Below are 13,054 nucleotides of genomic sequence, written 5' to 3' on the forward strand. Positions count from 1 at the left end.
CCATCGGGATGGACCCGCGAACCGGCTCAGGGCTCGGGCTTGAAGACCAGCTTGAGCGGCGACTGCTGGTGATTCCACGCCGGGGGGCCGTACTCGGGATCGAAGCTGGGCAGCCAGGCCCGCAGTTCGGTATCGGAGAGCCATTGCAGTTGCAGTTGGTCTGCCGACTCCTGCCCGCCGAACTGGGCCAGGGCGCTGATGAAGGTATTGCACTTCTCCGACTTCCCGGCTTCCAGCACCGAGACCTGCAGGCTCTGGCCCCAGGTGATGCTGCCTCTTTCGGGGCACTGGCGGATTTCGACGTGATACGTGCCGCCGGGCGATGGCAGGTCGGAGAGCAACTGGTCGGGACCGCACCCGGCCAGTAGCGCAGGCAGTAGAAGCAGCAGGGCAGTGGTGGTCTTCATCGTCTGTCTCTTGAGTGTCAGGAACCTTGGACGATACGCCGCCCAGCCCCTGGATTCGGTCCATGAGGCGGCCATTGTAGGAGAGTGCGACCGCCCAGGTGAACTGGCAGGTTGCCGCCAGCGGGGAGTGGCTATAGTTCATGACGCCCCTTGCAAGACAGGAAATCCAGCATGAACATTCCACGAGCCCTGGTTGTCGCCCTGGCCTGCGCCGCCCTGGCTGTCGGCCCCACTGGTGCTGGCGCCGATCCCGGTAACGGTCATGGCAAAGGCCATGACCAGGGCTCGGCCGAGCATGGCCAGGGGCACGGCAATTCGGGGGGTGGGGGCAAACAGGGCAATTGGCAAGGTGGTCCGTCCATCGACCGTGGCGATGTCCTGGGGATCTTGAGCGGCCATCGTGATTACTGGCGGCCCGGTCCGGCGTTGCCGCCCGGTATCCAGAAGAACCTGGCGCGGGGCAAGCCGTTGCCTCCCGGCATCGCCAGGAAGCTCGACGGCCGCCTGCTCGGCCAGCTGCCGCGCTACGACGGCTATGAGTGGCGGCAGGCCGGCACCGACCTGATCCTGGTGACCGTCGCCACCGGGCTCATCTACGAAGTGCTCAGCGGCGTCCTCGACTGATCGGCCTGGTCGTTCAGGCCGGGGCATCATGGCGTGCGAGGACTTCTTCGAGCCAGCCGAAGAACTGCCCTGGCTGTTCGATATGGGCCAGGTGGGACGCATCGGGCACTACATGGCCGCTGCCTTGCTTGAGGTGGCGCACGTAGCGACGCATGGAGTCCGGAGTGCACTCATCATGTTCGCCCACCACGAAATAGGCGGGACAGAGGATTCGCGGCAGCAGGGGGACCAGGTCCAGCTGCGCCAGGGCCCCGTCGCCGAAGAAATCCGCGACTCCCCACATATGCCGAAATAGCTGCGGGTTGTGCAGGCTGTCCGACTCGGCGATGAACGCTGGTTCCTCGTCGAGCCTGAGCATGTGCCTGCGGTTGAACACCTGCAGTGCCGCTGCGAATTGCGGATGCCGGCTGTCGCCCGCCAGCAGCACCTCGCGCCAGGGGCTGGGCAGTCGCTGCAGATGCTGGTGGTTGTCGGCGTTCCAGTCGGCGCCATTGATCAACGGCCCGGCCAGTACCAGGCTGGCCAGGCGCTGGTCCCGGGTGCTGGCGTAGGCCGTGGCGATGGAGCCGCCCCAGGAACTGCCCAGCAAATGGAAGCGCTCCAGGGCATGGAACTCGATGACGGCCGCCAGTTCGGCGCAGGCTCGCTCCAGGGTCCAGTGGGCCGGGTCATGGGGGCGGGCCGAGTAACCGCTGTCGAGTTGGTCGTAGTAGATCAGCGTACGGTCCTTGAGGTGCTCGCTGAAGTTCGACAGGTAAAGATGGTTGGAGCCAGGCCCGCCGTGCACCAGCACCAGGGGCGGGTGTTGGTCCGCGCCGTGCTTGATGGCGGTCCAGATCTGCCCGCCTGGTGCGGGGATGTGTTGTTGCTGATCGAAGTACATGCCTTGCTGCCTTGGTCTGGTGTAGGGGAGGCGCTGGCGCCTGGTGTCATTGGTTGAGCGGGAGGCTGCCCAGGCGGCCTTGGCGATGCAGGATGAGCGCCAGCACGAGGCCGATGCACAGCCAGGCGCCTCCCAGCCAGCGGGCGTTGTCGTTCATGCTGGCCAGGGCGGCGACCAGGATCAGGATGCCGGCCAGTGGCGATACCACGTGCTTGAACCAGTGCCGCTCGGGGTGTTTGCGAAAGCGCTGGAACAGGCTGAGGTGCAAGGTGATGTAGGCGAACAGCGCACCGAAGGTGACCAGGGTCACCAGCAGTTCCACCTGGTTGGCCGCCACCAGGCCGACCACGCTGGAGACGATGGCGACGAACAGCAAGGCCCTCACCGGGTTGCCCCGCCGGTCCAGGCGCGCCAGCCAGGCCGGGAAGCGCCCATCGCGGGCCATGCTGAAGATCAGCCGCGAGGTGGTCATCTGCGAGACGATGGCGTTGGCGACCCCGGAGACGGTGCCGGCCACCACGATCATGATCGGCTGGAACCAGGCGCCGACGATATCGCGGCTCAGGGTATAGAAGGCGGTTTCGGCCTGCTCCGTGTCGTATTGGGTGCCGGCGGGAACGAACAGGTTGACCAGGTACACCTGGGCGAAGAACAGCAGGGACACCAGCAACAGCAGCATCAGCGTGGCCCGGGAGATGGTCCGGCCACCGCCGTTGGCCTCTTCGTTGAGGGCCGAGATCGCGTCGAAGCCGACGAAGCTCAATGCCGCGACCGGGATGGCGGAAAGTATCGCCAGCAGCTCGAAGCGTTGCCCGTCCCAGATCGGCGCGAGCAAGCCGATGGCGTGGCTGTGCTGGAGCACGCCCCACAGGGAATAGACGAAGAACACGCCCAGGGTCACCAGTTGCACCAGCAGGAACAGCTTGTTGACCCGGATGGTCAGCTTCAGGCCGATGATGTTCAGCAATGCCGGCAACCAGATGAACGCGAGGATCCAGAAGCCCCGCGAGCTTTCCGGGAACTGCAGGACCATGCCGATGGCGGTGAGGATCGACAGCAGGGCGGGCAGCAGGAAGTAGTCCAGCAGGATCAGCCAGCCGGTGACGAAACCGGTGAAGGCGTTGGTGCTGAGGCTGACGTAGCGATACACCGAACCGCTGACATTCACCGACTTGGCCATTTCGCTGTAGCTGATGGCGCTGAAGGTCATGGCCAGGGCGGCGACGGCGTAGACCAGGGCCGCCATGCCGCCGGACATGCCGTAGACGATGCCGAATACTGCCGTGGGAGCCAGGGGGCAGAAGTACAGCAGGCCATAGACCAGTACATCGGAAAGAGAAAGGCGGCGGACCAGGCGTGATCCTGTGGCGGCGGAATCTGTGCTGGGTTGTGCGGTGCTGGAGGTGGCGCGCATTCGACGTGCTCCTGTCAGCCGTCCCACGCAGCCTTTGGCTGGCCGAGACGACCGTATTATTAGAATTGGACAGGCAATGAAGCGGGTTCCAGTATCTGGCGCGGGCGCGGGGCCCAGGTGCTGAAGCCGGCCAGTTTTTTGTCTTTTCCGGCCAATCCACCTGGCGGTCTCCAGCCCCGGGGCGACTAACGCTCAGCCGCGCAGCGAGCGGCGAAAGCGTCCGGGCGAGACCCCGGCCCACTTGTAGTAGGCGTGGACGAAGGAGGAGGGCGCGGCAAAACCCAGTTGCTGGCTGATGGCGTCCAGGGGCAGTTGGGTGGTGCTCAGCAGTCGGTTGGCTAGCTGGTGGCGCGCCATGTTCTGCAGGCGCTTGAAGCTCACCTCGCGCTCGGCCAGGCGACGGCGCAAGGTGCGCTCGGAGACATTCAGGGCCTGGGCCACGGCCAGCAGGTCGCTGTAGCGCTGGATATCGGACTTGAGCAGGGCGGCCACTTCACTGGCAAAGCCGCCACCGCCGATGGCTTGCAGTTCCTGTTCCCGTGCCTGGGTCAGCCTGAGCATGGCCTGGTAGCTGATCGGGTCCGCCAGCGGTAGCGGGCGGGTCAGCAGGGCCTTGGGCAACTTGAGCGAATCGCCATGGCTGGCGAAACGGATGTCGCCCCCGAACAGCTGGCGATAAGGCTCCTGGTCCTGGGGCGCCTGGCGCTTGAAGTGCACGCACAATGGCTCGCTGTTCGATTGCAGGCAATCGCGGATGACCCGCAGGCTGGCGCTGAGGAACACATCGCTGAAAAAACCGTGGCCTTCGAAGAAGCCATGGCAGTCGTTGGCGACGAAATGCAGTTCGCCGCCCTGGTGGACCATGGCCGGGGCGAACTGGCTGGCCAGCTGGATGGGGAAGCGCAGGCCGGTATCCAGCGCATCGCCGAGGGTCGGCGCCACCAGCAGGGTGTAGCCCAGCAGGCCCAGGGTGGAAATCGGCATGGAGCTGCCGATCAACAGCCCCAGGTGCGGTTCGGGCAACGCTCGGCGAGCGTTGTCGAACACCACCAGTTCCTGCTCCATGGTGATCGCCGTGTCGGGATCGGTGAGGGCCTGCGGCAGCTTGCCGGCATCCTGCAGGATCACCGCGTCCGGTACGCCCCGAGCCCGGGTCACCGCCAGGGTCGCCAGCACGCCATGCAGCGATACGGGGCGAACTTCATACATTGAAACACTCCTCTGGCGGCGCCGTGGATGTGGCGTTCAATCATGCGCGTCGGGCCGGGGAACCGCCAGTGCGGGGCTGCGGGGCGCTGGCTGTCGCCGATGCTCTCGGGGCTTTGCCCCGAGCGCTGCAAGCCACGGTTGCCTGGGCGTGCTGAACGATTGTGGGGGAAATTTGATTGCTCTATCTTTGGGCTCGCTGTCTCGGCCTTTGGGTAGTTGAAATCATGGAAAAGGACGATAAGGACGCCGGCGATTCCGCCGGGCCTGCATCAGGTGGCCTGCCGCCTGTCTTCGATGCACAACGCGCGATGCTGGACGTAACTCCCGACTGTATCAAGGTCCTGACCCCGGACGGCCTGCTCCTGGCCATGAGCGGGGCCGGCTGCGTGGCCTTGGGAATTCCGGAAGCGCGGGTCAGGGGCACAGCCTGGATTCCCCTGCTGCCCCCTGGTATCCACGCTGCTGCCAGTGATGCCCTGGCCCTGGCCGCCACCGGCACCAGCGCCCGGTTCGCCGGCTACAGCGACGCGGCAGGGCGCACCGTGCACTGGGACAACCTGTTGACTCCGGTGGTCGATTCCGCAGGTCAGGTCCAGTCCATCGTCTGTGTCTCCCGGGATGTCACCGAGCAGGTGCTGATGCAACGCCAACTGGGCCAATTGCTGGCCAGGGAGCAGTTGCTGTCGGGGGAGATGGTGCACCGGATCAAGAACCTGTTCACCGTGGCATCCGCGGTGATGATGATGGCCGATCGCGAAGCTCGCGCCGGTGGCAACACCGACCAGCTGGCGACGATCGCCGCCGGCAAGTTCAAGGCCTTGTCGAGGGTCTACGACAGGGTATTGGCCGTGGACGACGGCGGCCAGGTGGAGCTTCATTCCTTCATGGGGTCGGTGCTCTTTCCCTTTGAGTCCCAGTGTCACTTCAGTGGGCCCAGGCACCTGGTGCCGGGCCAGTTGGCCAACTTGCTGGCGTTGTTCCTCCATGAACTGGTCACCAATTCCGTGAAGCACGGGGCGCTCAGCCTTCCTGAAGGCCAGGTGCGGATCAGCTGGAGCACGACCGATGCGAAGCTGGCTATCGACTGGCAGGAAAGCGGTGGGCCACCCATTGCCGCGCCACCTGCGCGCTACGGCTATGGCAGCGAGATGATCGATCAACTGGCCAGCTCCGCTGGAGGCGCCGTTGATCGCACATGGCATTCCCAGGGCTTGCAGGTAGCGTTGAGGCTTACGCTGCGCCGCGAATAGGTTCGAGGCCCACCACGGGCCTTGCTCCTGCTTTGTCCCGATCCTTGCGCTGCAGCAGGGCTATGTCGACCTGGCATGGCCGCTGCCGGCTGCCTGCGTTTATCTGGTTGCGAACGCTATTTCCCGACCCAGACCGAGTGGGATGGGGATGATGGTGGGTGCTATATTTTGTGTTTTTGTATTTTTAAAAACACAATATGTTGTGTTGACGTCCCGGTCTTCGTTCTATACCTTGTGCCTCGCTTTCGCCTTTGGCACTACATATGGTGTTTTATTTTTATTTTTATTCTATATGTAGTGTTTTTATGGGGCGAGGCGTTCTGGAGCCAACGGCTTTCACCAAGAAGAATATTGACCGCCCGAACGGGTTCGTCGCCCGTCGGTTCGGCCAAGGTAAGGATGAATGAAATGTTGAATTGGGATGAGCTCGATATACACGGCCACAAGGCCCCAGGAGCTGATGCAGCGGATAGATCAGAACCACGGGCAACCGCCGCCGAGGCCCTCGATGCGGCGGGAAATACCGCTGCCGGGAACGCCAGGATGATTGACTCCCGTGACTCGGCCGCGGTGGTCCGGGCGAAGAAAGCGCTCAATGCGCTGGACGTCACCCAAGGCCTGGAGGAACTGGAAGGCGCTGCCGGGCGCGTGGCCGTCGATGAAAAGCGCATGATCAATTGCCGCGCTGACCTGAATCAGCTGGTGCCGTTGAAGTACGACTGGGCCTGGCAGAAGTACCTGGACGGCTGCGCCAACCACTGGATGCCGCAGGAGGTCAACATGACCGCCGACATCATCCTGTGGAAGAGCGCCGAAGGCCTGAGCGAAGACGAGCGCCGCATCGTCATGCGCAGCCTGGGGTTCTTCGCCACCGCCGACTCCCTGGTCGCCAACAACCTGGCCCTGGCCGTGTACCGCCTGATCACCAACCCCGAGTGCCGCCAGTACATCCTGCGCCAGGCCTTCGAGGAAGCGATCCACACCCACGCCTACCAATACTGCATCGAGTCGCTGGGCATGGATGAGGGCGAGATCTTCAACATGTACCGCGAGGTGCCCACCGTGGCCAAGAAGGCCGCCTGGGGGCTCAGGTATACCCGCGCCATATCCGACCCGAATTTCAAGACCGGCACTCTATTCGCCGACAAGGAACTGCTGCGCAACCTGATCGCCTACTACTGCGTGCTGGAAGGCATCTTCTTCTACTGCGGTTTCACCCAGATCCTGTCCATGGGCCGGCGCAACAAGATGAATGGGGTGGCGGAGCAGTTCCAGTACATCCTGCGCGATGAATCCATGCACCTGAACTTCGGTATCGACGTGATCAACCAGATCAAGATCGAGAACCCTCACCTGTGGGACCACGCCCTGATGGAAGAGGCCACCCAGATGATCATCCAGGGCACTCAGCTGGAGATCGAATACGCTCGCGACACCATGCCGCGCGGGGTGCTGGGGATGAACGCGGTGATGATGGAGGACTACCTGAAGTTCATCGCCAACCGACGCCTGTCGCAGATCGGCCTGAAGGAGGAGTACCCGGGCACCGTCAATCCGTTCCCGTGGATGAGCGAGATCATGGACCTGAAGAAAGAGAAGAACTTCTTCGAGACCCGAGTGATCGAGTACCAGACCGGCGGAGCCTTGTCCTGGGATTGACCGGGCTTGCAGACAACGGCTGGGCCATGGGCCCGGCCTTCGGGAGTTGTTCATGTTGTTCGAAAAGATCAAGACCCCCTGCATAGGGCTCTGCTCGACCGTCTATGGCGATGTGGTCTGCCGTGGATGCAAGCGCTTCGAATATGAAGTGATCCAGTGGAACACCTACGACGAGCCACAGAAGCAGGCGATCCTGCGGCGCTTCGACAAGCTCTTGAACCAGGTGATGCACGACAAGTGCGAGATCTTCGATCCCGAGCGGCTGGCCTTCGAAGTACGTTCCAGGAAGATGAACTGCTCCGCGGAGGATTCGATCCCCTATTGTGCTTACCAGATCATCCGGCGCGGTGCGGCGGTGATCAGCAATATCGAGGCGTTCGGCATCCGCGTCCTGCCGGCCTACCAGGGTTTGTCGCTGGTGGAGTTGCGGGATGTGATCGACAGCGAGTTCTTTGCCTTGTCCCTGGCCAGCTACCAGGCCGGTGGCTGATTCGCCCGGCACCGCTGGCGGGCAAGGTGCCCGTGGGCCGGCAGGTCGCTCGCCTGCGGGCCGGGGCTCGATGGGCTAACTAGGCAGACAGGCTGGCGGCCTGCCATGTTGGTACAGGGCCTCGACATTGCCGCTGGTTATCAGCGGCATCACGGCTTGCAACTGGTCGATGGGCCAATCCCACCATTTCATTTCCAGGAGCATCTGCACGGTTCGTTCGTCGAAGCGCTTGCGGATGGTCTTGGCCGGGTTGCCGCCGATGATGGCGTAGGGTTCCACATCCCGGGTCACCAGGGCGCGAGTGCCGATCACCGCGCCGTCGCCGACCTTGATACCCGGCATGATGACTGCCTCGGAACCTATCCAGACATCGTTGCCGATGACCGTATCGCCGGCTCCCTCATAGCCGTTCTGCGCTCCGGCGAAGGCCGGCTCTTCCGACATCCAGTAGAAGGGGAAGGTGCTGATCCATTCGTTTCGGTGGCCCTGGTTGCCGGCCATGATGAATGCAGCGCCCGAGCCGATCGAGCAGAAGCTGCCGACGATCAGCTGGTCGACGCCCTCGTCGGGGGGCAGGTAGCGTGCGCATTCGTCGAAACTGTGGCCGTGGTAGTAACCGGAGTAATAACTGTAGCGGCCTACCTTGATGTTGGGGTTGGTGACCTGGCGGTCAAGGGTGATGCCCTTGAAGGGGCTCTCGAAGTAATTGCTCAAAACGCTCTCCATGTGGCTGACCGCCGCTGTCTTGCAAGCGCGCGGTACTTCGGCGAGAAGGCGCAGGGCCTCTCGGGATGCAGGTCTTGCGGGGGCATCATGCCAGATCCGTCAGGGCTGCGCCGCAGAGCCTGTTGGTGCAAGGTTTTGACTTGTGGCCGGCCCCAGGTGGCTCGGTAGATGTCGCCGGAAGGGGGCCACCCGGAAATGGCTCCGGGTGGCGGCAAGGGGTTCAGGCCGTTGCGGCGGCTGCCTGGTCGTTACGGCCTTGCATCATGCGGCGGTACTGGCGGGTGCGGCGCAGAGTGCTCCACTGTTCCGCCAGCAATGCCCGTAGTGGCGAGGCGCCGGGCCTGGTGGAATGGCCATCGGCCAACTGGCGCATCTGCAGTTTCACCAGCGCCATGTAGGCGAGGGCGGCCAAGGCCTTGCGCTTCCAGCGGATCGGCGGCAGTTCGGCGCTGGCCTTGCTGTCGCCGTTTTTCCAGCGCCGGGGCAGGGCAGGGTCCACGGCGAGGGCGGTGGCGATGCCGGCCATGGCCACTCCGCTGTCCAGTACTTGCTCCACCACGGGCAGGCGGCGGATGCCACCGGTGACCATCACCGGCATCCGGGCCACGACGGCGATCTGTTGGGCGAACTCGAGAAAGTAGGCTTCCCGGGCCAGGGTCCGGCCGTCGCGGGCATCGCCTTGCATGGCTGGCGCCTCGTAGCTGCCGCCGGACAATTCCACCAGGTCCACCGGTAGTTCGTTGAGCCAGAGTACGACCTGGCGCGCGTCGGCAGGCTCGAAGCCGCCGCGCTGGAAGTCCGCGGAGTTGAGCTTGACCGCCACGCAAAAACGCGGCGAGACGCTGGCCCGTACGGCCTTCACCACCTCCAGCAGCAGCCGCGCGCGATTTTCCAGGCTGCCGCCCCAGCGGTCCTGGCGCTGGTTGCTCAGGGGAGAAAGGAACTGACTCAGCAGATAGCCGTGGGCGGCGTGGATCTGCACACCACTGAAACCGGCGTCCTCGGCCAGGGCCGCGGTGCGGGCAAAACGCTGGATCAGGGTCGCGATCTGGGCTTCATCCAGGGCCTTGGGTACGGGAAACATCTTCGACAGGCCGCCCATGTCCAGGGCGACTGCCGAGGGTGCCACCGTGGCCTGACCAAGGCTGGCCTGCATCTGGCGACCGGGATGGTTGATCTGCATCCAGAATTGCGCGCCGTGGGCCCGGCCGATTCGCGCCCACTCGCGAAAGCGCTGCAGTTGCTGGCTGTCGTCGAGCATCACGCCGCCGGGACCGGTCATGGCCCGGGGATCGACCATCACGTTGCCGGTCAGCAACAGGCCGGCGCCGCCTTCGGCCCAGGCCTTGTACAGACGTAGCAACTGCTCGGAAGGGGTCTGGTCGAGATTGGCCAGGTTTTCCTCCATCGCCGCCTTGGCGATGCGGTTGGGCAGCAGGGTTCCGTTGGGTAAACGCAGGGATTGGAAAGCAGTCATGGGGTTCTCCAGGTACAGCCCGTGCGTCGGTTTGTATGCAGGAGGGGGCTGTGTTGCAAAGAAGGCTAAGGTTAAAGTTATCCTTAAGGTCAATAGGAGGTTTGCAACCCGATGAAAATTGGTGAACTAGCCCGACGTACGGGATTGAGTGCATCGCGCTTGCGATTCTACGAGGCCAGCGGCCTGATCGAGGCGCAGCGCCTGGGCAATGGTTACCGCGATTACCCGGAAGATGTGGTGCAGCGCCTGGAGATCATTACCTGCGGTCAGCAGGCGGGCTTCAGCCTGGAGGAAATGCGCACCCTGACCCTGGAGTCCACCCGGAGCGATGGGCGCTTCCAGCATGACCGACTGTTGGTCAGCCTGCGCAGCAAGGTGGCGGAGATCGAAGCCCTGCAGCAGCGCCTGACGCAGAATCGCCAGCATCTGCTGACCCTGATCGCCGGTATCGAAGGCAAGCCCGAAGGCCTGGGCTGCGAGGAGAATGCCCAGCGCCTGCTGGCCCAGTGGCGGGAAAACGAAGGGCAGGCGCCGGCTGCGGCCAGTGGCCGGCGGCGTCAGAAGCAGGGACGTTGAGCCGCCATTGGCGGCTCAAGCCCGGATCAGCGAAGGCTCTCGGCCGGTGAGCCCATGGGCAGGGCCGGGAGGCTCATGTTGCGCATGGCCACCTCGAGCTTGTCCTGGTAGAGACTGAGGATCGAGTAGTCCAGCTTCTGGGTGATATTGGCGTTGCCCGCACAGTTGGCCAGTAGTTCTTCCAGCGCGCCGGCAACCAGGTCCGCAGTGACCTGCAGGACGGTCAAACCATAGCTCTTATCGACAATGACCAGATTCGTTAAATCGTACATACAACACCCGTGGTCACTGTTCTTGTGGTAATGGCTATGAGCCATCAATAGCATACCGAAGCGGCCCATGGCCTGTCACCGGGGGCTGACAAGAACCTGAAGAACGGGAGGATTTTCGCTGCGCTTGGCGCCAGCATGGGTAGTATTGCCCCGCGCAAACCACCAGGGTTCATTTCCATGCTGATTCTTACCAGGGGCAACCACCAGGGGTTGCAGATCGGGCCGCGCTGGCCCTCGTCGACAGTGCAGCTGGAAGGGCAGGTCTTCCAGCAGTTGCGCAAGGTCCAGTCGAGCCTGCCGGATACCGTGCGCTTGCTGGTGACCCGAGGGTATGAGCACAAAGGCAGCCGGCTGGGAGGGTTCCGTAGGCTGTCGCGCTGGTTGGGCATCCGCTTGTTCGTGTGCCGCTACCCGGGACGCCGGGACGAGGTGCAGGACATCTTCGGTAGCAATGGCCACGATGTGGACGGCACCCATGTCGATGTATCGATCGTTCTCGCTGGCAAGCGCCTGCGTTTCCTGCCCTTGGGGGTGTTCACCTCGCCAGCTCGCCAGGAATTGCGCAAGGCCCGCCATGGCACGCTGGTGGACGAGGTCAAGAGCGCGCTGGTGCGCCATGGGTTCCAGATCCACCGCAATCACACGGAAAGCCTGCAGATCCACTGCGACTACCGGCCCGACTTGCTGGCCGGGTGCTGATCCGACGTCGCAAGGCGGGCAAGTAGCGCTGGTGTGATATCGCGCCGGGGATCACTCCCAGCGCTTGAACAGCACGCTGGCATTTACCCCGCCAAAGCCGAAGCCATTGGACAACGCGTACTGCATTGGCATCTTGCGCGCCTGGCCGTGCACCAGGTCCATGCCCTCAGCGGCGCTGTCGGGGTTCTCCAGGTTGAGCGTCGCCGGGGCGACCTGGTCGCGCAGGGCGAGGATGGTGAAGATCGCCTCGATCCCGCCGGCCGCGCCCAGCAGATGGCCGGTGGCGGACTTGGTCGCACTGATGGCCGGGCCGTTGCCGGTGCCGAACAACTGCCTGATGGCCGCCAGCTCACCCTTGTCGCCCACCGGTGTGGAGGTGGCGTGGGCGTTGAGGTGCTGGACCTCCTGCGGCGACACGCCCGCCTGGCGCAGGGCTTGTTCCATGGCGCGTCGGGCGCCGTCGCCATCCTCCGGGCCGGCGGTCATGTGGTAGGCGTCGGCGCTGGTGCCATACCCCACCAGCTCGGCGATGGGCCGGGCGCCCCGGGCCAGGGCGTGCTCCAGCTCTTCGATGACCAGCAAGCCGGCGCCTTCGCCCATGACGAAACCGTCACGGCCCTGGTCGAAGGGGCGCGAGGCGCGTTCCGGAGTGTCGTTGTAGTCGCTGGACAGTGCCCGGGCCGCAGCGAAGCCGCCCAGGCTGACCTGGTGGATCGTGGCTTCCGCGCCGCCACAGATGGCGATGTCGATCTCGCCCGCGCGGATCATCCGTGCCGCATCGCCGATGGCCTGGACCCCGGCGGCGCAAGCGGTGACCGGTGTGCCCAGGGGGCCCTTGAGGCCATGGCGGATCGAGACGTGGCCGGCCGCCAGGTTGCACAGGAACGAAGGAATGGTGAAGGGCGACAGGCGCCGCGGGCCCTTGCTGTCAGTGGTGCGCACGGCATCGGCGATGGCCGGGAAGCCGCCGACCCCCGAGGCGATGATGGTGGCCGTGCGCTCCTGGGCCGCAGCGTTGTCCGGTCGCCAGTTGGCCTGGGCCAGGGCTTCTTCCGCCGCCGCCAGGGCGAACAGGATGAAGCGGTCCATCTTGCGCTGTTCCTTGGGCGGTAGCAGTGAATCCGGATCGAAACCAGCCTGCGGATCCTGTGTCAGGTCGGGAACCTGGCCGCCCACGGTGGTGGACAGTCCGCCGATGAACTCCTCGGGCAACTGGCGGATGCCCGATTGTCCCGCCAGCAGGCGCTGCCATACCTGCTCGACCCCGCAGCCCAGCGGAGTGATTGCGCCCATACCTGTGACTACGATGCGTTTGCTCATGCAGGTCCTGCTCCTTCAGTGTGTTTGGGTTGGGGGGTAACGAAGCGT

13 protein-coding genes and 1 pseudogene are annotated in these 13,054 nt (G+C 64.2%); 6 read left to right on the plus strand and 8 right to left on the minus strand.

Going from position 1 to position 13,054, the window contains the following annotated elements:
* Nucleotides 1-26: 26 nt before the first annotated feature.
* A complete protein-coding gene (locus GDH07_RS10125; protein ID WP_152897426.1) occupies nucleotides 27-407 on the minus strand; it encodes a hypothetical protein in 381 nt (126 codons plus the stop codon).
* A 171-nt stretch (nucleotides 408-578) separates the two neighbouring features.
* Between GDH07_RS10125 and GDH07_RS10130 the strand changes: the two genes are divergently transcribed.
* Nucleotides 579-1,031, plus strand: coding sequence for an anti-virulence regulator CigR family protein (locus GDH07_RS10130; RefSeq protein ID WP_152897427.1), 453 nt, complete (start codon nucleotides 579-581; stop codon nucleotides 1,029-1,031).
* Between the two features lie 13 nt (nucleotides 1,032-1,044).
* On the opposite strand, the gene GDH07_RS10135 is transcribed toward GDH07_RS10130, so the two are convergent.
* The 3 genes from GDH07_RS10135 to GDH07_RS10145 form a co-directional block, all read right to left on the minus strand.
* Nucleotides 1,045-1,914: a proline iminopeptidase-family hydrolase gene (locus GDH07_RS10135; RefSeq protein WP_152897428.1), complete on the minus strand. Its 870-nt coding sequence runs from the start codon at nucleotides 1,912-1,914 to the stop codon at nucleotides 1,045-1,047.
* A 46-nt stretch (nucleotides 1,915-1,960) separates the two neighbouring features.
* Nucleotides 1,961-3,328, minus strand: a complete 1,368-nt coding sequence (locus GDH07_RS10140) for an APC family permease (RefSeq protein WP_022639159.1) — start codon at nucleotides 3,326-3,328, stop codon at nucleotides 1,961-1,963.
* 192 nt (nucleotides 3,329-3,520) lie between these two features.
* Complete coding sequence (locus GDH07_RS10145) at nucleotides 3,521-4,537, minus strand: AraC family transcriptional regulator (protein WP_053130810.1); 1,017 nt, start codon at nucleotides 4,535-4,537, stop codon at nucleotides 3,521-3,523.
* Between the two features lie 224 nt (nucleotides 4,538-4,761).
* On the opposite strand from GDH07_RS10145, the gene GDH07_RS10150 reads away from it, so the two are divergent.
* The 3 genes and pseudogenes from GDH07_RS10150 (at nucleotide 4,762) to GDH07_RS10160 (ending at nucleotide 7,936) form a co-directional block, all read left to right on the plus strand.
* Complete coding sequence (locus tag GDH07_RS10150) at nucleotides 4,762-5,787, plus strand: sensor histidine kinase (RefSeq protein ID WP_152897429.1); 1,026 nt, start codon at nucleotides 4,762-4,764, stop codon at nucleotides 5,785-5,787.
* Between the two features lie 522 nt (nucleotides 5,788-6,309).
* A pseudogene (locus GDH07_RS10155) lies at nucleotides 6,310-7,446 on the plus strand (ribonucleotide-diphosphate reductase subunit beta); the annotation flags it as partial.
* Nucleotides 7,447-7,498: 52 nt separating this feature from the next.
* Nucleotides 7,499-7,936 (plus strand): DUF1289 domain-containing protein, encoded by a 438-nt coding sequence (locus GDH07_RS10160; RefSeq protein WP_053130801.1) that lies wholly within the window; start codon nucleotides 7,499-7,501, stop codon nucleotides 7,934-7,936.
* 75 nt (nucleotides 7,937-8,011) lie between these two features.
* On the opposite strand, the gene catB is transcribed toward GDH07_RS10160, so the two are convergent.
* Both catB and GDH07_RS10170 read right to left on the minus strand, forming a co-directional pair.
* Nucleotides 8,012-8,650: a type B chloramphenicol O-acetyltransferase gene (catB, locus tag GDH07_RS10165; protein ID WP_152897430.1), complete on the minus strand. Its 639-nt coding sequence runs from the start codon at nucleotides 8,648-8,650 to the stop codon at nucleotides 8,012-8,014.
* Between the two features lie 232 nt (nucleotides 8,651-8,882).
* A complete protein-coding gene (locus GDH07_RS10170; RefSeq protein ID WP_022639153.1) occupies nucleotides 8,883-10,139 on the minus strand; it encodes an NADH:flavin oxidoreductase/NADH oxidase family protein in 1,257 nt (418 codons plus the stop codon).
* Nucleotides 10,140-10,250: 111 nt separating this feature from the next.
* Here GDH07_RS10170 and GDH07_RS10175 point away from each other — a divergent pair, with 111 nt between their 5' ends.
* Entirely contained in the window at nucleotides 10,251-10,715 is a 465-nt protein-coding gene (locus GDH07_RS10175; RefSeq protein WP_053130796.1) for a MerR family transcriptional regulator, read from the plus strand.
* 26 nt (nucleotides 10,716-10,741) lie between these two features.
* Here the strand turns inward: GDH07_RS10175 and GDH07_RS10180 are convergent, their stop codons facing one another.
* On the minus strand, nucleotides 10,742-10,942 hold the full coding sequence (locus GDH07_RS10180) for a hypothetical protein (protein ID WP_172681618.1): 201 nt from the start codon (nucleotides 10,940-10,942) through the stop codon (nucleotides 10,742-10,744).
* A 222-nt stretch (nucleotides 10,943-11,164) separates the two neighbouring features.
* On the opposite strand from GDH07_RS10180, the gene GDH07_RS10185 reads away from it, so the two are divergent.
* A complete protein-coding gene (locus GDH07_RS10185) occupies nucleotides 11,165-11,686 on the plus strand; it encodes a hypothetical protein (protein ID WP_152897431.1) in 522 nt (173 codons plus the stop codon).
* Nucleotides 11,687-11,737: 51 nt separating this feature from the next.
* Here the strand turns inward: GDH07_RS10185 and fabF are convergent, their stop codons facing one another.
* Nucleotides 11,738-13,006, minus strand: a complete 1,269-nt coding sequence (gene fabF, locus GDH07_RS10190; RefSeq protein WP_152897432.1) for a beta-ketoacyl-ACP synthase II — start codon at nucleotides 13,004-13,006, stop codon at nucleotides 11,738-11,740.
* Between the last annotated feature and the right edge of the window lie 48 nt (nucleotides 13,007-13,054).

The organism is Pseudomonas piscis (assembly GCF_009380155.1).
GTDB classification, from domain to species: Bacteria; Pseudomonadota; Gammaproteobacteria; order Pseudomonadales; family Pseudomonadaceae; genus Aquipseudomonas; species Aquipseudomonas piscis.